Raw genomic sequence first — 18,127 nt, 5'->3', positions numbered from 1 at the left:
GGACTCTGGATATGGCCGAACCTCGTTTTATTCATCTGCGTGTACATAGCGACTATTCCATGGTGGATGGGCTTGCGAAGGTCGGTCCGCTGGTGAAATGCGCAGCGTCACTCGGCATGCCTGCTCTGGCGATTACCGATTTCACTAACTTGTGCGGACTGGTTAAATTTTACGGTGCGGCACATGGCGCAGGTGTAAAACCGATTATCGGTGCAGACCTGAATGTCCAAAGCGAAATTCTGGGTGATGAACTGGCCCAACTGACTGTTCTGGCGATGAATAATCAGGGTTACCAGAACCTGACATTATTGATTTCCAGAGCATATCAGCGCGGTTACGGCGCAGCCGGGCCGATCGTCGACCTCGAATGGCTGGCAGAACTCAATGAAGGTTTGATCCTGCTTTCCGGCGCGAGAATGGGTGATGTCGGTAAGTTTCTGACCCGCGGAAATGATTTGCAAGTCAGTCAGTGCCTGGATTTCTACCAGCAGTATTTCCCTGATCGCTATTATCTCGAATTGATCCGTACCGGTCGGGCAGAAGAAGAAAACTATCTGCATGCGGCGGTCGCACTGGCGACAGAACGCGGTTTGCCGGTGGTGGCAACCAACGACGTGCGCTTTATGGTGCCGGCCGACTTTGATGCCCATGAGATTCGTGTTGCGATCCACGATGGCTTTACACTGGATGATCCTAAACGTCCGCGCAATTACACTTCACAGCAATATATGCGCAGTGAAGATGAAATGTGCGAGCTGTTCGAGGATTTGCCTGAAGCTCTGCAAAACAGCGTGGAAATCGCCAAACGCTGTAATGTCACCATCCGTCTGGGCGAATATTTTCTACCGCAGTTCCCTACCGGTGACATGACCACTGAAGATTTTCTGGTCGAAAAATCAAAAATCGGGCTGGAAGAGCGCCTTGAGTTTTTATTCCCGGATCCGGAAGTTCGTGCACAAAGACGCCCTGAATATGACGAGCGTCTGGACATCGAACTTAAAGTTATCAACCAGATGGGTTTCCCCGGTTACTTCCTGATCGTAATGGAATTCATCCAGTGGTCGAAAGATAACAGCGTGCCTGTCGGGCCGGGGCGTGGTTCCGGTGCGGGTTCTCTGGTGGCGTATGCCCTGAAAATCACCGATCTGGATCCGCTCGAGTTTGACCTGCTGTTCGAACGTTTCCTTAACCCTGAACGTGTTTCCATGCCCGACTTTGACGTCGACTTCTGCATGGAAAAACGCGACCGGGTTATCGATCACGTTTCAGAAATGTATGGCCGCGAAGCGGTCTCGCAGATCATCACCTTCGGTACCATGGCGGCCAAAGCGGTGATCCGCGATGTGGGGCGTGTTCTGGGCCATCCTTACGGTTTCGTTGACCGCATTTCCAAACTGGTGCCTCCTGATCCGGGGATGACGCTTGAAAAAGCATTTGCCGCTGAGCCGCAGTTGCCAGAGATTTACGAGGCTGACGAAGAAGTTAAGTCGCTGATCGATATGGCGCGTCAGCTGGAAGGTGTAACCCGTAATGCCGGTAAACATGCCGGTGGGGTGGTGATTGCGCCGACCAAAATCACTGATTTCGCGCCGCTTTATTGTGACGCAGAAGGTAATCACCCGGTCACGCAGTTCGATAAAAATGACGTGGAATACGCGGGTCTGGTGAAGTTCGACTTCCTCGGTCTGCGTACGCTGACCATCATCGATTGGGCGCTGGAGATGATCAACGCCCGCCGCGCGAAAGCCGGTGAGGCACCGCTGGATATTGCGGCCATCCCGCTGGATGATAAAAAAAGCTTCGACATGCTGCAACGCTCGGAAACCACGGCGGTATTCCAGCTTGAATCCCGCGGCATGAAAGATTTGATCAAACGTCTGAAGCCCGACAGCTTCGAAGATATGATCGCACTGGTCGCGCTGTTCCGCCCTGGGCCATTGCAGTCCGGCATGGTGGATAACTTTATTGACCGTAAACATGGTCGTGAAGAGATTTCTTATCCGGATATCCAGTGGCAGCATGAATCCCTGAAACCTGTGCTGGAGCCGACATACGGCATCATCCTGTATCAGGAACAGGTTATGCAGATTGCGCAGGTTCTGGCCGGTTACTCGCTGGGTGGTGCAGACATGCTCCGCCGTGCAATGGGTAAGAAAAACCCGGTGGAGATGGCCAAGCAGCGCGGTGGTTTTGAAGAGGGGGCCAAATCTCGGGGTATTGACGGCGAACTGGCGATTAAAATCTTTGACCTGGTAGAGAAATTTGCCGGTTACGGTTTTAACAAATCTCACTCGGCGGCTTACGCTTTGGTCTCGTATCAGACGCTGTGGCTGAAAGCGCACTATCCTGCGGAGTTCATGGCGGCGGTAATGACGGCTGATATGGATAATACCGAGAAAGTGGTCGGGCTGGTGGATGAATGCTGGCGTATGGGGCTGAAGATTTTACCGCCTGATATCAACAGCGGTCTGTATCATTTCCACGTGAATGATGAAGGCGAAATTGTTTACGGCATCGGCGCGATTAAAGGCGTGGGTGAAGGTCCGATTGAAGCCATTATTGAAGCGCGTAACGAAGGCGGCTATTTCAAAGAACTGTTTGATCTCTGCGCGCGTGCTGACGTCAAAAAACTGAACAAACGTATTCTCGAGAAGCTGATCATGTCCGGGGCGTTTGACCGCCTGGGACCACACCGTGCCGCGTTGATGAGTTCCCTAAGCGACGCATTGAAAGCCGCTGATCAACATGCCAAAGCCGAGGCGATTGGTCAGGTTGATATGTTTGGTGTGCTTGCAGAAGCACCTGAGCAGGTTGAGAAATCTTACGCGAATGTGATGCCATGGCCGGAACAAACTGTTCTGGATGGCGAACGTGAGACGCTCGGCTTGTATCTGACCGGCCATCCGATCACACAATATTTGAAAGAAATTGAACGTTATGGCGGCGGCCAGCGTTTAAAAGATATGCATCCGACGGAACGGGGCAAAATGACCGTCGCAGTGGGGCTGGTCCTCGCTGCGCGTGTCATGGTCACCAAGCGGGGTAACCGCATTGGGATCTGTACACTTGATGACCGTTCCGGTCGTCTGGAAGTGATGTTGTTCACCGAAGCGTTGGAAAAATTCCAGCATTTATTGGAAAAAGACCGTATCCTTATCGCCACAGGACAGGTCAGCTTTGATGACTTCAGTGGCGGGCTTAAAATGATGGCCCGCGATGTAATGGACATCAGTGAAGCACGGGAAAAATATGCTCGCGGTCTTGCTATCTCGCTGACTGACAGGCAAATTGATGACCAGCTTTTGAACCGTCTCCGCCAATCGTTGGAACCACATCGATCGGGGACGATACCAGTGCATCTGTATTACCAACGAGAAAACGCAAGAGCCCGGCTACGATTCGGGGCGTCATGGCGTGTTACGCCAACGGACAAACTGTTGCTGGATTTGCGAGGCCTGGTCGGTACTGAGCAGGTGGAACTGGAATTTGACTAAAATAGGAATGCTATGAGTCTGAATTTTCTTGATTTTGAACAGCCGATTGCGGAACTGGAAGCGAAAATTGACTCGCTGACTGCAGTCAGCCGTCAAGACGAAAAATTAGATATTAATCTGGACGAAGAAGTTGCACGCTTGCGCGAGAAAAGCGTTGAACTGACCCGTAAGATTTTCTCTGATCTGGGTGCCTGGCAAATTGCCCAACTGGCACGCCATCCTCGTCGTCCTTATACGCTTGATTACATCAAACATATCTTTACCGATTTTGATGAACTGGCGGGTGATCGTGCATTCGCAGACGATAAAGCTATCGTTGGCGGTATTGCTCGTTTGGGCGAACGTGCCGTGATGATCATTGGTCATCAGAAAGGCCGTGAAACGAAAGAGAAAATTCGTCGTAACTTCGGCATGCCCGCCCCGGAAGGGTATCGCAAAGCGCTACGTCTGATGGAAATGGCTGAGCGTTTCAAACTGCCAATCATCACCTTCATCGACACACCGGGCGCTTATCCGGGCGTGGGCGCTGAAGAACGTGGTCAGTCTGAAGCGATCGCCCGTAACCTGCGCGAAATGTCCCGTCTGAATGTCCCGGTTATCTGCACCGTTATCGGTGAAGGTGGTTCAGGTGGTGCACTGGCGATTGGTGTGGGTGATAAAGTTAATATGCTGCAATACAGCACCTATTCGGTTATTTCGCCGGAAGGTTGTGCATCAATTCTGTGGAAGAGTGCGGATAAAGCCCCTCTGGCCGCGGAAGCGATGGGCATCATTGCACCGCGTCTGAAAGAGCTGAAACTGATCGACTCTGTGATCCCTGAGCCTTTGGGTGGCGCTCACCGTAACGTAGAAGCGATGGCTGCTTCTCTGCGTGCACAACTTGAAGCTGATCTGAGCGATCTGGATGTGCTGAGTACGGAAGAGCTGCGTAACCGTCGTTATCAGCGTCTGATGACTTACGGCTACTGCTGATCCTGAACGTGATTTTCGAAAGGCCACGCATTGCGTGGCCTTTTTTATTGTCCGTTTTTATCTATCCATCTTTCCAGCATTCTTAAATTTCCCCATTTCACTTTAAACTCAACGGTAAAGGGTACCCAGCAGGCACTAACCGTGTTTCTATAAATACCTTAGAAAATAAATAACAGAAGGATTTGTCAGATGAATATTATCGCTATCATGCGCCCGGAAGGGGCTTACTACAAAGACGAGCCGATCCGTGAACTGGATAGCGCGCTGACGCTTCTCGGATTTCAGGTCATTTATCCGCGCGATCGCGCGGATCTGCTCAAACTCATCGAAAATAATGCCCGCATTTGCGGCGCTATTTTCGACTGGGATCAGCATAGCGAAGAGCTGTGTACAGCCATTAATGAGCTGAATGAATATCTGCCGCTTTACGCTTTCATCAATACGCATTCGACGCTGGACGTCGACGTTAATGAAATGCGCATGGTGCTCTATTTCTTTGAATACGCACTGAGTGCGGCGGAGGATATTGCCAAACGCATCCGCCAGTACACCGATGAATACATCGATACCATTACACCGCCGCTGACTAAAGCGTTGTTCACCTACGTAGAAGAAGGAAAGTACACTTTCTGTACGCCGGGGCATATGGCCGGTACGGCGTTTTTAAAAAGCCCGGTAGGGACGTTGTTCTATGATTTTTTCGGGGCCAAAACGTTGAAAGCCGATGTGTCGATTTCTGTGACAGAACTTGGTTCCCTGTTGGATCACACTGGTCCGCATCTAGAGGCGGAGGAATATATCGCCCGTACTTTCGGCGCCGAGCAAAGTTATATCGTCACTAATGGCACCTCGACGGCCAATAAAATTGTCGGAATGTATGCGGCACCGGCAGGGAGTACGGTGCTGATTGACCGCAACTGTCATAAATCGCTCGCCCATCTGATGATGATGACCAATATTGTGCCGGTCTATTTGCGTCCCAATCGCAACGCGTATGGCATTCTTGGCGGGATTCCTAAGCATGAATTCACCCGCGAAAGCATCGAAGAGAAAATTGCACAGACAGAGAATGCCACCTGGCCAGTGCACGCAGTGATCACTAACTCGACTTACGACGGCTTGCTGTACAACACGGATTACATCAAAAACACACTGGATGTTCCGTCGATTCATTTCGATTCTGCATGGGTGCCATACACTAATTTCCATCCGATTTATGACGGTAAAAGCGGAATGAGCGGCGAGCGCATTCCCGGAAAAGTCATTTACGAAACGCAATCAACGCACAAACTACTGGCAGCTTTCTCACAGGCATCGATGATTCACATTAAGGGTGATTACAACGAAAGTACCTTTAATGAAGCCTATATGATGCACACCACAACATCGCCAAATTACGGCATTGTGGCTTCTGCAGAAACTGCCGCGGCGATGTTGCGCGGTAACCCCGGACGGCGTCTCATTAACCGCTCGGTTGAACGCGCGCTGCATTTCCGTAAGGAGATACAGCGGTTGCGGGAAGAAACCGAGGGCTGGTTCTTTGATATCTGGCAGCCTGAATATATTGATGAAGCCGAGTGCTGGCCGCTGAATCCCGATCAAAACTGGCACGGTTTTGCCAACGCCGATACCGATCATATGTATCTTGATCCGATCAAAGTGACGATCCTGACACCCGGAATGGATGAAACGGGTAAGCTGGAAGAACAGGGGATCCCGGCGGCGTTAGTGGCGAAATTCCTCGATGAGCGCGGTGTGGTGGTAGAAAAAACCGGCCCGTACAATCTGCTTTTCCTGTTCAGTATCGGCATTGATAAAACCAAATCCATGAGTCTGATGCGCGGCCTGACTGATTTTAAGCGCAGTTATGATCTCAATTTGCGGGTCAAGAATATGCTGCCTGATCTGTATGCGGAAGATCCTGATTTTTATCGCAATATGCGGATTCAGGATCTGGCGCAGGGGATCCACAAACTGATCGTTCGTCACGACCTGCCGCGTTTAATGTTGGAAGCATTTGATGTGCTGCCGGAAATGAAAATGACGCCGTACGAAATGTTCCAGCATCAGGTACGCGGACATATTGATGAATGCGACATTGATGAACTGGTCGGCAAAGTGTCAGCCAACATGATCCTGCCTTATCCGCCGGGTGTACCTGTGGTGATGCCGGGCGAGATGATCACGGAAGAAAGTCGGGCTGTGCTCGATTTCCTGATTATGCTTTGTTCAATAGGCGAGCGTTACCCTGGTTTTGAAACTGATATTCATGGAACGCGGCTCACAGAAGACGGGCGCTATCTGGTGAAGGTCTTAAAACTTCCGGAAGCGGGTTAGCAAACTGCCCTCTTTAAGAGGGCTTTTTATTGACGTGTTTGGCCGCCCTGAGTAACGTGCAGGTCAGAAATCAACAGGACATGACTATGCTTAATCTCCGCCAGATCCACCATATCGCCATCATTGGCTCTGATTATCAGGCCAGCAAACACTTCTACTGTGACATTCTCGGGTTCACGTTACTGGGGGAGTTTTACCGTGAGGAACGCGATTCCTGGAAAGCTGACCTGGCGCTTAATGGTCATTACACCATTGAATTATTCAGCTTTCCGCAACCGCCAGCCCGGCCAAGTCGTCCTGAGGCGTGCGGATTACGCCATCTGGCGTTCAGCGTTGAAGATATCGCACAGTCCATTTCCGCCCTCACTGAAGCCGGCATTGTCTGCGAACCGGTAAGAATTGATCCTTACACCGGCAAAAAATTTACTTTCTTCAACGATCCGGATGGCTTGCCGCTGGAACTGTACGAATCCTGATTATCCTATGAGTTCAAAACTGACCGTGACATTTCTTTCAAAACATCTGCTCAATAAAATCGGTGATGCACGAAGACTTTGCGTTGCGTTCAGCGGCGGACTGGATTCTTCCGTACTGCTGGCCGGACTGGCTGAGTTACGCGACAAAGCGTTGCCGGATATCGAACTGCGTGCATTGCATATCCACCATGGACTAAGCCAGTTTGCAGATGACTGGGTCGCACACTGCCAGACGTTTTGTCAGCAGCGAGATATTCCTTTCTCCGTCGCTAAAGTGCAGGTAGATGCGCAGGAAGGTGGGATTGAAGCGGCGGCACGAACGGCACGTTATCAGGCATTTGCTGAAAGTCTGACTGCTGGTGAAGTGTTACTGACAGCACAACACCTGAATGACCAATGTGAAACTTTCATGCTGGCGCTTAAACGTGGAAGCGGACCTGCCGGTCTCTCGGCGATGAGCGGGGACAGTTCAACACACGGTTATCGCTTGTTACGGCCTTTTCTGGAGCTCAGCCGTGAGCAGCTTGAAGAATACGCGAAGCAGTTAAAGCTCTGCTGGATTGAAGATGACAGTAACCGGGATGCCCGCTTTGATCGCAATTTTCTGCGACTGGATATTTTTCCCGCACTTTACCAGCGCTGGCCGCACTTTGCGCAAGCCACAGCCCGCAGCGCATCACTTTGCGCAGAACAGGAGACGCTGCTGGATGAGTTGCTCAGTGAGTCTCTCACTTCATTGACCGATGAGCAGGGCAGTCTGTCGGTTGAGAGGCTGAAGGCGTTTTCAGCCGTCAGACGCTCTGCGCTATTACGTCGCTGGCTGGCATTGCGTGGCGCAAGAATGCCTTCGCGTGAACAACTGCAGAGAATATGGGATGAGGTAGCTTTGAGCCGCGAAGATGCCCAGGCGCAGTTAGTGCTGGGGAAAATGGTAGTCCGGCGTTTCCGTGGGCGTTTGTATGTATTGCCAGAACGCCGGTCGCTTAAAGATCAAATCCTCTGCTGGGATCCGGCTGAAAAATTAACGCTACCTGACGGTCTGGGCTGTCTGATTGCCGATCATGTTCTCATCGCGCAGGGGGCTGACTGTTTGATCCGCCAGCCACGTGCTGGCGAAAAGATCACTGTGCGTTTTCAGGTGCAGGGATATATCGAAAAAGTCGGGCGGGATCGTGCGCGCCAGGCGAAAAAATTGTGGTCTGAGTTAGGTGTGCCGCCATGGGAACGAGGTCGTATCCCTTTGGTTTATTACAATGATCAATTGATGGCAGCCCCGGGTTGGTTTATTACGCGCCAGTCCCGGGCTGAAAATAATGAAGCGCAATGGCGGATCATCTGGTCGGCTGCGTAATAAACGGAAAGAACGGTTTATTTGAGGCGGATGTTATTTGCCCGGGGAGTTGTGATGCAAGTAATGGGAAGAACACTGGCAGGGATAGTGGCATCGATGCTGATCAATTTGCCTGCTCTGGCGGGGGGAAATGTGGCTGACGGGCAGTCTAAATCAGCCAGCTGCTCGGCATGTCACGGCGCAACGGGTAAAGCCATTAATTCGATTTATCCTAATCTGGCAGGGCAAAATGCAGATTATCTGGCGCTTTCACTGCATGCTTACAAGAAGGGTGAGAGAAGTGGCGGGCAGGCGGGTGTGATGCAGGCTTTTAGTGCGTCATTATCCGATCAGGATATCAGTGATTTGGCAGCGTATTACGCCAGTCTGACGTCGTTGAAATGATATTGCCTCAGAAATGCAAACGGGCAATCCTGAGATTGCCCGTTAGGTAACTGACGTCGGTTGTCGCTATTCGGCACTGACGACAACGGTGCCAATTTCCGGATGGCTAAAGCTTTCAATGTGATCCAGACGCAGATCTCGTTGTTCGCCGTTCGCCTCAACCACCAGATATTCCACTTTCTTACGCATTAACAAATCGTTGGCTTTAGCCTCAACGACTTCTCCGCTACGCATCTTCAGCGTCAAAACCAGGTGATGCTGGCAGGCGAGCTCGAGATTATCGTAGTCATCACAATTGATGGGTTGGTACTCATCATTCATCGACATAATCGCTCACCAATAAGTTAGCGGCGGCGTAGGCCGCCTGGTCCCTAACGGAAGACGGAAGTTCAGCATTTGCTGCGACTTCGTCCAATGCTTTCAATACACAGCCCAACGCATCGGGCACATATCCGAGATCACCGCTGGCAATTTCAGAATATCTACGGCGTACCAACTCACAGTATTGTTGCATAAGTTCTCCCTAAAAAGCGTATCCCTCTGAGGAAAGCGCAGAAAGATAAGCTCTCAGTATTTAACGACTATAGCACAGGAGAGTGTGAGTTATTAGCAGGCCTGTAAAGGTAAATCGTTTGCGTAAAGCCTTTATTGCGGATGACCATCGGGGGAAAACTGGCCGCAGCAGGATGCTTTCAAGTACACTGTGCGTCTATTATCAAGGGGTTTACCATGGCGTTAAAAGCAACCATTTATAAAGCAGCGGTCAATATCGCTGATATGGATCGTAATTTCTTTCATGACGCCAGCCTGACTCTGGCACAGCATCCTTCCGAAACAGAACAACGCATGATGCTGCGTCTGCTGGCATGGATTTACCATGCCGACGAACGACTGACTTTTACCCGCGGATTAAGCGCCGAAGATGAGCCGGAAATCTGGCGTAAAAACGACCATAACGGCATCGAATTATGGGTCGAATTAGGACTACCTGATGAGAAGCGTCTGAAAAAAGCCTGTAACCAATCGCGTGAGGTGGTCCTTTATGCGTATGGTGAGCGTGCTGCGAAAGTCTGGTGGTCGCAAATCGAGGGGAAAGTCAGAGGTTTTGAGAACCTGCGTATCCGTTATTTAGAAGATGAGTTGCTGAATCAATTGACTGCTTTTGGCAGCCGTACCATGAACTTACAGGCCACATTGCAGGACGGAACTATTTGGCTTTCTGATGCTCAGAGTAATTTGGAAATTCATTTTTCTGAATGGAAAGAGTCTGTCATAAAAGAAGCCAGGTAATCAGCGTGCTAATCCTTTCAGGAAAACTGGAAATACCTGACAGCGAAATCGAATTAACGGCGATCCGCGCTCAGGGCAACGGCGGTCAAAACGTCAATAAAACATCAACGGCTATCCATTTACGCTTTGATATTAAAGCGTCGAGTTTGCCAGAATATTACAAAGAGCGGTTACTGGCTTTTAATCATCATTCTGTTACTGCCGACGGCTGGGTCATTATCAAAGCCCAGGAATACCGGAGTCAGGAGATGAATCGAGAAGCCGCTCTGGCCCGGTTGGGGGCACTGATTTCACAGGCGATGGTAGTAGAAAAACCGCGCCGCGCGACGAAGCCGACTCGTGGGTCTAAAATTCGTCGGGTTGAAAGTAAAGTTCGCAAGGGTGCGACAAAAGCATTACGGGGCAAAATACGTTAGCCCTAACTTCGTGCTGCAGGACAATTTTTATCTCGGCACTGTAGAAAAGCAGTAGGGGAGAAACTGTGAAAAAAATCATCATTAGTGCAGTGCTGGCGCTCGGGGCGCTGTCACTCTTCGGTTGCCATACCGCCGCCTTTAATCATGAAAAACCGTTGCAGGCTATGCAGCAGAGTTACAGTGGCGTGTTGCCGTGCGCAGATTGCAGTGGCCTGAAGACGTCATTATTCCTGGATCAGGATGGGACTTACATCCTTCAGGAGGAATATCAGGGCGGCAAAGAGGGCGATCAGGTGTTTGCCAGCTACGGACGCTGGGCCCGCACTGCGGATAAACTGGTGCTGACGGACAGCCAGGGCGAGAAACGTTATTTCCATCCGAAAGATGAAAATCTGGAAATGTTGGATCAAAGCGGTGAGCCGATTACGTCCACATTCAACTATACGTTGACGCCGGTGCAGCAGAATTTGCCGAAAACGCCAATGGCACTGAGCGGAATGATGCAATACAGCGCCGATGCTGCTTCCTTTAAAGATTGTGCGACAGGCAACATATTCCCGATGTCGGCAAATAAATCGCTGGAAGAAGGGTATCTTGCCTCGCGTAAAACCCCCAATCAGCTGGTCTTCCTTTCTATGGACGGGCATTTCATGACAGAGCCGTCAATGGAAGAAGGGCAGGTGCGAAAGGCTGTGGTTGCAGATAAAAACGTACGGTTTGATGCAACGAAGTCCTGCCCGTAAAAGCGATTAGGCTCAGGCGGAATAGCACAAATAAAAATGCCCGCATTACGCGGGCATTTTTATGGACAAATGATCATCAGCGGATCTTAACGCGGGATCTGGCTCAGCAGATATTCCACGATATCGCTTTGTTTGATCATCTGTTTTTCGCCAGTGCGACGGTTTTTGTATTCCAGCTCTTCAGCATCCAGATTACGATCACCAATCACCACCTGATGCGGCACACCGATCAGTTCCATGTCCGCGAACATGACGCCCGGACGTTCTTTACGATCGTCGAGGATCACATCGATACCGTGTGAACGCAGTTCTTTATACAGCGCTTCTGCCGCATCTTTCACACGGAAAGATTTGTGCATGTTCATTGGCAGGATAGCGACCTGGAACGGCGCGATAGCATCCGGCCAGATAATACCGCGGTCATCGTGGTTTTGTTCAATCGCCGCAGCGACCACACGAGTCACACCAATACCGTAACAACCCATGGTCATCAACTGGTTACGGCCATCTTCGCCCTGAACGGTAGCATTCATCGCTTCGGAATATTTGGTTCCCAGCTGGAAGATATGACCGACTTCGATACCGCGTTTAATGACCAGCGTTCCCTGACCATCAGGGCTTGGATCACCGGCTACCACATTACGGATATCGGCTACTTCTGGCAGCGCAGCATCGCGATCCCAGTTAATTCCGAAATAGTGTTTACCGTCGATGTTAGCGCCTGCGCTGAAATCGCTCATTGCAGCAACAGTACGATCCGCGACGATTGGCATTGGCAGATTAACCGGACCGAGTGAACCCGGGCCAGCCGCGACGATTTCACGAATCTCCGCTTCCGTTGCAAATGTTAGTGGTGCAGCAACTTGTGACAGCTTCTCGGCTTTGATTTCGTTCAGCTCATGATCACCACGAACCAGCAAACCAACCAGTTTATGACCGCTTTCCGCTGTTGCATGAACCATCAGAGTTTTCACCGTTTTCTCAACCGGAACCTGGAACTGTTCTGTCAGTTCAGCGATAGTTTTTGCGTCCGGCGTTTCGACAATCCGCATTTCTTCTGTTGCTGCAGCACGTGGCGTTGCGGGTGCCAGTGCTTCTGCGAATTCGATGTTAGCGGCGAAATCCGAAGAATCAGAGAATACGACATCATCTTCACCGCTCTGTGCCAGCACCTGGAATTCGTGAGAGGCGCTGCCGCCGATAGAACCGGTATCCGCCAGCACGGCACGGAAATCCAGACCCATACGGTTGAAAATCTGACTGTAGGCCGCGTACATCGCGTCATAAGTTTCCTGCAAAGATTCCTGCGTCGTATGGAATGAGTAGGCATCTTTCATCAGGAATTCACGGGAACGCATTACACCAAAACGCGGGCGAACTTCGTCACGGAATTTAGTTTGGATCTGGAAGAAATTCAGTGGCAGCTGCTTGTATGAGCTGACTTCATTACGGATCAGGTCAGTGATCACTTCTTCATGGGTTGGACCCAGTACGAACGGGCGCTCGCCACGATCAACGAAACGTAACAATTCCGGACCATATTGCTCCCAACGTCCGCTCTCCTGCCACAAATCAGCGGGCTGGACTACCGGCATCGACACTTCAATGGCGTTCGCGTTGTTCATTTCTTCGCGTACGATGTTTTCAACTTTCTTGAGAACACGTAAGCCGGTCGGCAGCCAGGTATACAGGCCTGAGGCCAGTTTACGGATCATCCCTGCGCGCAGCATCAGCTGGTGGCTGATAACTTCCGCGTCGGCTGGCGTCTCTTTCAGTGTAGAGAGCAGATATTGAGTAGTACGCATGATGTGTTGGTTCCGTTAGCACTGCAAATTGCAATCGGGCTGCCATGGGCAGCCAAAACGTGAAAAGTGGCTTAGTTTACCAGCGAGTTGCTATTGTCAAAAGAGAGGCAGAGGAAATTTAGTCTTTGTCGAGGGACAATACCTGATTCACAGAGCCTGTGACCCGCCAGCGGACATTAAACTCGAGTAAACGAACGGCATAATCGCGCGCTGTGGCTTCACCTTTGCGATAAGCCGGACGGGGATCCTGTCCTAAAACCTGCGTGATGAAGCGGCGCAGATGCGGGTATTGCCTCGCATGCTCAGCCAGCTGCTGTTCAGCCTGTGGTAAAAATTCTACCGGCATATCGGCATCAGGTGCGTGCTGAGCAAAACCGGCGTGTGCATCAGGATGGCTTTCCGCAAAGGGAAGATACGGCTTAATGTCCACAACAGGTGTGCCATCCACTAAATCCAGACTGCCAAGCTGCAGAATGACATTCTGACCCTGACAGCGAATCCCTTTCAGTTCAACCAGAGACATCCCGAGCGGATTAGGCCGGAAGGTTGAACGGGTGGCAAATACACCGGTACGCACATTCCCGCCCAAACGTGGTGGGCGAACTGTCGGACGCCAGCCGCTTTCCATCGTCTGATGGAAAATAAACATCACCCATAAATGGCTGAAGTCTTCCAGCCCGCGAACAGCTTCGGGCTGGTTATAAGGCGGATGCAGATGTAATTCGCCGCCACCATCCTGGATCAATCCGGGCTGGCGCGGAACAGCAAACTTCTCTTTATAGGGCGAGTGAATGATCCCTATTTGCTCAAAAGAAAATGAGGTCATTTAAACGTGACGTTCAGGGCGGAACCCTGACAAATCGCCTGCTGGAAGCAGCCTGGTACGCCGCTGATAATCTGGCACTGATGTAACAATACGGCATTGGCCTTCATATAGGATGCACGGGTCAGCATTCTTTTCCGTGCAGTAGCCAGACTCGGTGGCGCATCATTTTGAGCGCTCTGGCAAGATTCGCCGGAGACTTCGCCCAGATCACGGAATGGAGTTCCGACTAAAGCTTCTGCATCTTTATAGAGCTTTACAGGAGCGGGGCGTACTGGTGCCGGCTTTGGTTTGACAGGTTTTGGTTCTTCTTTTACAACAGGCGCAGGGGGGGTTGGCTGTGTGTGTTGAGTCAGGGAACAACCCGCCAGCAAAAGTGCCGACAAACAGAGAGGTAAAGCACGCATGGTATATCCTCTGCTTTTTAATATGTTTACAGGAAAGAATGTGGCGTTATTGAACCAAGGTATTGAGAAAATAACAAGGCGGGCATAAGCCCGCCTTGTTATTTATTTATGAAAAGATGTATTTGCGAGTCTACTATCTTAGAAACGAATACTCAGGAAAAATGTAGGGTTCCTGATTTCGGGCAATTACCAACCTTTCACTGCGCCACCGTTGAAGATTTTATTCGCTGCAGCGTTCACTTCATCAGACTGGTAAGCCTGAACGAATTTCTTCACGTTTTCAGCATCTTTGTTATCTTCACGTGCAACGATCAGGTTCACGTATGGAGATTCTTTATCTTCTACGAAGATACCGTCTTTCTCTGGCGTCAGGTTGATCTGGCTGGCGTAAGTGGTGTTGATTACGGCCAGAGCGATTTTCGCATCATCCAGTGAACGTGGCAGTTGTGGTGCTTCGAGTTCGACCAGTTTCAGATTTTTAGGGTTCTCAGTCACATCCAGAACTGTCGGTAACAGACCAACACCGTCTTTCAGTTTGATCAGACCTTGTTTTTGCAGCAGCAGCAGAGAACGGCCTAGGTTAGTCGGGTCGTTTGGCAGCGCAACCTGGTCGCCATCTTTCAGCTCATCAATAGATTTGATTTTCTTAGAGTAACCGGCGATTGGGTAAACGAACGTGTTACCCACCGGGACCAGTTTGTAACCGCGATCTTTGATCTGCTGATCAAGATAAGGTTTATGCTGGAAGGCGTTAACATCGATGTCACCTTTGCTCAGTGCTTCGTTAGGCAATACATAATCATTGAAAGTCACCAGCTCAACATCAAGACCGTATTTCTCTTTAGCTACTTTCTGTGCAACTTCAGCGACCTGCTGTTCAGAGCCTACGATCACACCCACTTTGATGTGATTTGGATCTTGTTCTTTTGGCCCGCAGCCCACTAAAGCCAGCGATCCCAGAAGCGCGCCGACAACTGCAATGGATTTGAATTTGTTAGACATGTCCTTTCCTCAATAAACGGATATAAATCATTCACAGGTAGCTATTACAGCTGTTGTTTCGTTATTTATGTGTGACTGCTTTTACGATGCGGTCGCCACAAAATTGAATTAAATACACCAAAACCACTAGCAGGACTAATACAGTATTCATGACAGTTGCGTCGTAACCGATATAACCGTACTGATAACCGATTTGTCCCAAACCACCGGCACCGACAGCGCCACCCATAGCAGAATAGCCTACAAGAGTGATCAGCGTGATGGTGGCAGCATTGACCAGACCTGGCAGAGCTTCCGGCAATAAGATTTTTCGGATGATCTGCATCGGTGTTGCACCCATTGCGCGGGCGGCTTCCACCAGACCGCTTGGAATTTCCAGCAGGGCATTCTCAACCATGCGGGCAATAAACGGCGCAGCACCCACAGTCAGCGGGACAATCGCTGCCTGCAAACCGATTGAGGTGCCGACAATCATACGCGTGAAGGGAATCATCCATACCAGCAAGATAATAAAAGGAATGGAACGGAAAATGTTAACCAGCGCCGACATCACGCGATAGATATTTTTATTCTCTGCAATCTGACCCGGACGGGTGACGTACAGCAGTACGCCGAAAGGCAAACCTAACACAAAACCAAAGAAGCCAGAGGTTAGCGTCATGATGACCGTTTCCCAGATTCCGCGGCCCATTAACCACATCATTGCCTCAGACATAACCCAGCACCTCTACTTTCACCTGATTCTCATGCAGGAACTGAATTGCCGCCTGAGTATTTTCTTCTGAACCGTGCATTTCTGTCAGCATAATCCCGAACTTTACACCGCCGGCATAATCCATCTGAGCACTGATAATATTATTGTTGATGTCAAAGCGACGGACTGCTTCGGAAAGCAGCGGGGCATCAACGGACTGACCGGTAAATTCCAGGCGCAGTAAAGGAACGCGACCCGTTTCAGGCTGGGGTACCAGACGCACGGCGTAATCTTCCGGAATATCCAGGTGCAACGTTGACTGAATAAATTGCTGTGCAAGCGGAGTCTTAGGATGTGAGAACATCTCGCTTACTTTATCCTGCTCAATCAGTTTGCCATCGCTGATCACAGCAACTTGATCGCAAATGCGTTTTACGACGTCCATCTCATGGGTGATCAGCAGAATCGTGAGACCCAGACGACGGTTGATATCTTTTAGTAATTCCAGGATTGCGCGGGTGGTAGCTGGATCCAGTGCACTGGTAGCTTCATCACACAGCAATACTTTTGGATTACTGGCCAGCGCACGGGCAATGGCTACGCGTTGTTTTTGTCCACCGGAAAGATTCGCCGGGTAGGCATCATGCTTATCTTCCAGCCCGACCAGGCTCAGCAGCTCGGAAACTCGTTTCTTAATATCGGCTGAAGAAAGATTGTCGAGTTCGAGTGGCAGGGCAACGTTGCCAAAAACGGTGCGTGACGACAGCAGGTTAAAGTGCTGGAAAATCATGCCAATCTGGCGGCGTGCGCGGGTCAGCGCTTTCTCTGAGAAGGACATCAGATCCTGACCATCGACCAACACCTGGCCTTTAGTCGGGCGCTCCAGCAAATTGACGCAGCGTATTAAGGTACTTTTCCCCGCGCCGGAAGAACCGATTACGCCATAAATTTGTCCGGCAGGGACGTGAAGACTCACGTCAGAGAGCGCGACGATCTGGCGCGAACCCTGCAGGAAAATCTTGGTGATGTTAGAAAGTTTAATCATATTATTTTTTATTCTGTCTTTTTGCCGTGACGTGGTGAATTTAATTCTGCGGAGGTCTTCCCCGTAGCATGTCGTGGATGCTAAGGCGTCTAGACGTCTAAGTCAACCAGGTTAGCATTCTCACAAGCATTGAAAACATGCGATACTGGCGCCGTTAATCAGCCATCAGGAGCAAATTCGTGGCACAACCTGTTTCAGCAATCTTTCTCGACCGTGATGGCACTTTGAATGTCGATCATGGTTATGTACATGAAATCGATAACTTCCAGTTTATCGACGGTGTAATCGATGCTTGTCTTAAATTAAAAGAGATGGGCTTTTTACTGGTGCTGGTCACCAATCAGTCCGGTATAGCACGCGGCAAATTTACTGAAGATCAGTTTCTGACTCTGACCGAGTGGATGGACTGGTCGCTTGCCGATCGTGGCGTGGATCTCGACGGTATCTATTTTTGTCCGCATCATCCTGAAGGCTTGGTTAAAGAGTTTACACAAGCCTGTGATTGCCGTAAGCCGCAACCTGGGATGTTTTTGACAGCCAAAGAAGAACTAGGCATTGATATGGCCTCTTCTTATATGGTGGGCGACAAACTGGAAGATATGCAGGCAGCTGCTGCTGCAGGAGTGGGGCATAAGATTTTAGTTCGTACCGGCAAACCCGTAACCCCGGAAAGTGAAAGTGCTGCGGATGCGGTACTGGAAAGCCTTGCTGCATTGCCTTCCTTTATAGCAAAAGGGCAGAAATAACGGCTTCTGGACAAAAAAACGGCAAACGAAATAAAACTGTATTTATTCGCTTGCCATTAAAATCCAACTCCCTATAATGCCGCTCCATCGACAGGGAACAACGTGAACAACATCACGAAGTGACCGGGTCGGAAAGATTAAA

18 protein-coding genes are annotated in these 18,127 nt (G+C 50.3%); 10 read left to right on the top strand and 8 right to left on the bottom strand.

Features of this window, described 5'->3' with window-relative positions:
- Positions 1–11 precede the first annotated feature (11 nt).
- From dnaE to HGO41_RS20990, 6 genes are all read left to right on the top strand, one after another.
- The gene (dnaE, locus tag HGO41_RS21015; RefSeq protein ID WP_153376606.1) at positions 12–3,494 is read left to right on the top strand and encodes a DNA polymerase III subunit alpha; all 3,483 of its coding nucleotides are present in this window, start codon (positions 12–14) and stop codon (positions 3,492–3,494) included.
- Between the two features lie 12 nt (positions 3,495–3,506).
- A complete protein-coding gene (gene accA, locus HGO41_RS21010) occupies positions 3,507–4,466 on the top strand; it encodes an acetyl-CoA carboxylase carboxyl transferase subunit alpha (RefSeq protein WP_013574209.1) in 960 nt (319 codons plus the stop codon).
- A 189-nt stretch (positions 4,467–4,655) separates the two neighbouring features.
- On the top strand, positions 4,656–6,803 hold the full coding sequence (locus HGO41_RS21005; protein WP_015689430.1) for a lysine decarboxylase LdcC: 2,148 nt from the start codon (positions 4,656–4,658) through the stop codon (positions 6,801–6,803).
- A gap of 86 nt (positions 6,804–6,889) precedes the next feature.
- Positions 6,890–7,279, top strand: coding sequence for a VOC family protein (locus HGO41_RS21000; RefSeq protein WP_015689431.1), 390 nt, complete (start codon positions 6,890–6,892; stop codon positions 7,277–7,279).
- A 7-nt stretch (positions 7,280–7,286) separates the two neighbouring features.
- Positions 7,287–8,630: a tRNA lysidine(34) synthetase TilS gene (gene tilS, locus HGO41_RS20995; RefSeq protein WP_013574212.1), complete on the top strand. Its 1,344-nt coding sequence runs from the start codon at positions 7,287–7,289 to the stop codon at positions 8,628–8,630.
- Between the two features lie 54 nt (positions 8,631–8,684).
- The gene (locus HGO41_RS20990; RefSeq protein ID WP_013574213.1) at positions 8,685–9,014 is read left to right on the top strand and encodes a c-type cytochrome; all 330 of its coding nucleotides are present in this window, start codon (positions 8,685–8,687) and stop codon (positions 9,012–9,014) included.
- A 66-nt stretch (positions 9,015–9,080) separates the two neighbouring features.
- On the opposite strand, the gene rof is transcribed toward HGO41_RS20990, so the two are convergent.
- Both rof and HGO41_RS20980 read right to left on the bottom strand, forming a co-directional pair.
- A complete protein-coding gene (gene rof / locus HGO41_RS20985; RefSeq protein ID WP_013574214.1) occupies positions 9,081–9,341 on the bottom strand; it encodes a Rho-binding antiterminator in 261 nt (86 codons plus the stop codon).
- Positions 9,328–9,528 carry a YaeP family protein gene (locus HGO41_RS20980; protein WP_013574215.1) on the bottom strand — a complete coding sequence of 67 codons (201 nt, stop codon included), beginning with the start codon at positions 9,526–9,528 and terminating at the stop codon, positions 9,328–9,330. Before HGO41_RS20980 ends, rof begins: the two co-directional genes overlap by 14 nt.
- Before the next feature lie 215 nt (positions 9,529–9,743).
- On the opposite strand from HGO41_RS20980, the gene HGO41_RS20975 reads away from it, so the two are divergent.
- From HGO41_RS20975 to nlpE, 3 genes are all read left to right on the top strand, one after another.
- Positions 9,744–10,304, top strand: a complete 561-nt coding sequence (locus tag HGO41_RS20975; RefSeq protein WP_013574216.1) for a YaeQ family protein — start codon at positions 9,744–9,746, stop codon at positions 10,302–10,304.
- Positions 10,271–10,720, top strand: a complete 450-nt coding sequence (gene arfB, locus HGO41_RS20970; protein WP_153376608.1) for an alternative ribosome rescue aminoacyl-tRNA hydrolase ArfB — start codon at positions 10,271–10,273, stop codon at positions 10,718–10,720. Before HGO41_RS20975 ends, arfB begins: the two co-directional genes overlap by 34 nt.
- Before the next feature lie 65 nt (positions 10,721–10,785).
- The gene (gene nlpE, locus HGO41_RS20965) at positions 10,786–11,463 is read left to right on the top strand and encodes an envelope stress response activation lipoprotein NlpE (RefSeq protein ID WP_013574218.1); all 678 of its coding nucleotides are present in this window, start codon (positions 10,786–10,788) and stop codon (positions 11,461–11,463) included.
- Between the two features lie 86 nt (positions 11,464–11,549).
- On the opposite strand, the gene proS is transcribed toward nlpE, so the two are convergent.
- From proS to metN, 6 genes are all read right to left on the bottom strand, one after another.
- On the bottom strand, positions 11,550–13,268 hold the full coding sequence (gene proS, locus HGO41_RS20960) for a proline--tRNA ligase (protein WP_126124640.1): 1,719 nt from the start codon (positions 13,266–13,268) through the stop codon (positions 11,550–11,552).
- A gap of 118 nt (positions 13,269–13,386) precedes the next feature.
- Complete coding sequence (gene tsaA / locus HGO41_RS20955) at positions 13,387–14,094, bottom strand: tRNA (N6-threonylcarbamoyladenosine(37)-N6)-methyltransferase TrmO (protein ID WP_013574220.1); 708 nt, start codon at positions 14,092–14,094, stop codon at positions 13,387–13,389.
- Positions 14,091–14,498: an envelope stress sensor lipoprotein RcsF gene (gene rcsF / locus HGO41_RS20950; protein ID WP_112197849.1), complete on the bottom strand. Its 408-nt coding sequence runs from the start codon at positions 14,496–14,498 to the stop codon at positions 14,091–14,093. Before rcsF ends, tsaA begins: the two co-directional genes overlap by 4 nt.
- Before the next feature lie 186 nt (positions 14,499–14,684).
- Positions 14,685–15,500 (bottom strand): MetQ/NlpA family lipoprotein, encoded by an 816-nt coding sequence (locus HGO41_RS20945; protein ID WP_013574222.1) that lies wholly within the window; start codon positions 15,498–15,500, stop codon positions 14,685–14,687.
- A 61-nt stretch (positions 15,501–15,561) separates the two neighbouring features.
- On the bottom strand, positions 15,562–16,215 hold the full coding sequence (locus HGO41_RS20940) for a methionine ABC transporter permease MetI (protein WP_013574223.1): 654 nt from the start codon (positions 16,213–16,215) through the stop codon (positions 15,562–15,564).
- The gene (gene metN / locus HGO41_RS20935) at positions 16,208–17,239 is read right to left on the bottom strand and encodes a methionine ABC transporter ATP-binding protein MetN (RefSeq protein ID WP_013574224.1); all 1,032 of its coding nucleotides are present in this window, start codon (positions 17,237–17,239) and stop codon (positions 16,208–16,210) included. Before metN ends, HGO41_RS20940 begins: the two co-directional genes overlap by 8 nt.
- Before the next feature lie 179 nt (positions 17,240–17,418).
- Here metN and gmhB point away from each other — a divergent pair, with 179 nt between their 5' ends.
- Entirely contained in the window at positions 17,419–17,985 is a 567-nt protein-coding gene (gene gmhB / locus HGO41_RS20930; protein WP_013574225.1) for a D-glycero-beta-D-manno-heptose 1,7-bisphosphate 7-phosphatase, read from the top strand.
- Positions 17,986–18,127: the final 142 nt, after the last annotated feature.

It is taken from the genome of Rahnella sp. CG8 (assembly GCF_023701875.1).
In the GTDB taxonomy this organism is placed as follows: domain Bacteria; phylum Pseudomonadota; class Gammaproteobacteria; order Enterobacterales; family Enterobacteriaceae; genus Rahnella; species Rahnella aceris.
The sequence above is the reverse complement of the archived record's forward strand: the minus strand, read 5'-3'. Positions and strand labels throughout refer to the sequence as shown.

What these genes read in the sequence shown, in the direction of transcription:
- arfB (WP_153376608.1), top strand. Translation starts at nt 10,271, where the DNA reads ATGGAAAGAGTCTGTCATAAAAGAAGCCAGGTAATCAGCGTGCTAATC.
- dnaE (WP_153376606.1), top strand. Translation starts at nt 12, where the DNA reads ATGGCCGAACCTCGTTTTATTCATCTGCGTGTACATAGCGACTATTCC.
- tilS (WP_013574212.1), top strand. Translation starts at nt 7,287, where the DNA reads ATGAGTTCAAAACTGACCGTGACATTTCTTTCAAAACATCTGCTCAAT.
- HGO41_RS21000 (WP_015689431.1), top strand. Translation starts at nt 6,890, where the DNA reads ATGCTTAATCTCCGCCAGATCCACCATATCGCCATCATTGGCTCTGAT.
- HGO41_RS20990 (WP_013574213.1), top strand. Translation starts at nt 8,685, where the DNA reads ATGCAAGTAATGGGAAGAACACTGGCAGGGATAGTGGCATCGATGCTG.
- HGO41_RS20980 (WP_013574215.1), bottom strand. Translation starts at nt 9,528, where the DNA reads ATGCAACAATACTGTGAGTTGGTACGCCGTAGATATTCTGAAATTGCC.
- tsaA (WP_013574220.1), bottom strand. Translation starts at nt 14,094, where the DNA reads ATGACCTCATTTTCTTTTGAGCAAATAGGGATCATTCACTCGCCCTAT.
- HGO41_RS20940 (WP_013574223.1), bottom strand. Translation starts at nt 16,215, where the DNA reads ATGTCTGAGGCAATGATGTGGTTAATGGGCCGCGGAATCTGGGAAACG.
- rcsF (WP_112197849.1), bottom strand. Translation starts at nt 14,498, where the DNA reads ATGCGTGCTTTACCTCTCTGTTTGTCGGCACTTTTGCTGGCGGGTTGT.
- HGO41_RS20945 (WP_013574222.1), bottom strand. Translation starts at nt 15,500, where the DNA reads ATGTCTAACAAATTCAAATCCATTGCAGTTGTCGGCGCGCTTCTGGGA.
- metN (WP_013574224.1), bottom strand. Translation starts at nt 17,239, where the DNA reads ATGATTAAACTTTCTAACATCACCAAGATTTTCCTGCAGGGTTCGCGC.
- rof (WP_013574214.1), bottom strand. Translation starts at nt 9,341, where the DNA reads ATGTCGATGAATGATGAGTACCAACCCATCAATTGTGATGACTACGAT.
- HGO41_RS20975 (WP_013574216.1), top strand. Translation starts at nt 9,744, where the DNA reads ATGGCGTTAAAAGCAACCATTTATAAAGCAGCGGTCAATATCGCTGAT.
- HGO41_RS21005 (WP_015689430.1), top strand. Translation starts at nt 4,656, where the DNA reads ATGAATATTATCGCTATCATGCGCCCGGAAGGGGCTTACTACAAAGAC.
- accA (WP_013574209.1), top strand. Translation starts at nt 3,507, where the DNA reads ATGAGTCTGAATTTTCTTGATTTTGAACAGCCGATTGCGGAACTGGAA.
- proS (WP_126124640.1), bottom strand. Translation starts at nt 13,268, where the DNA reads ATGCGTACTACTCAATATCTGCTCTCTACACTGAAAGAGACGCCAGCC.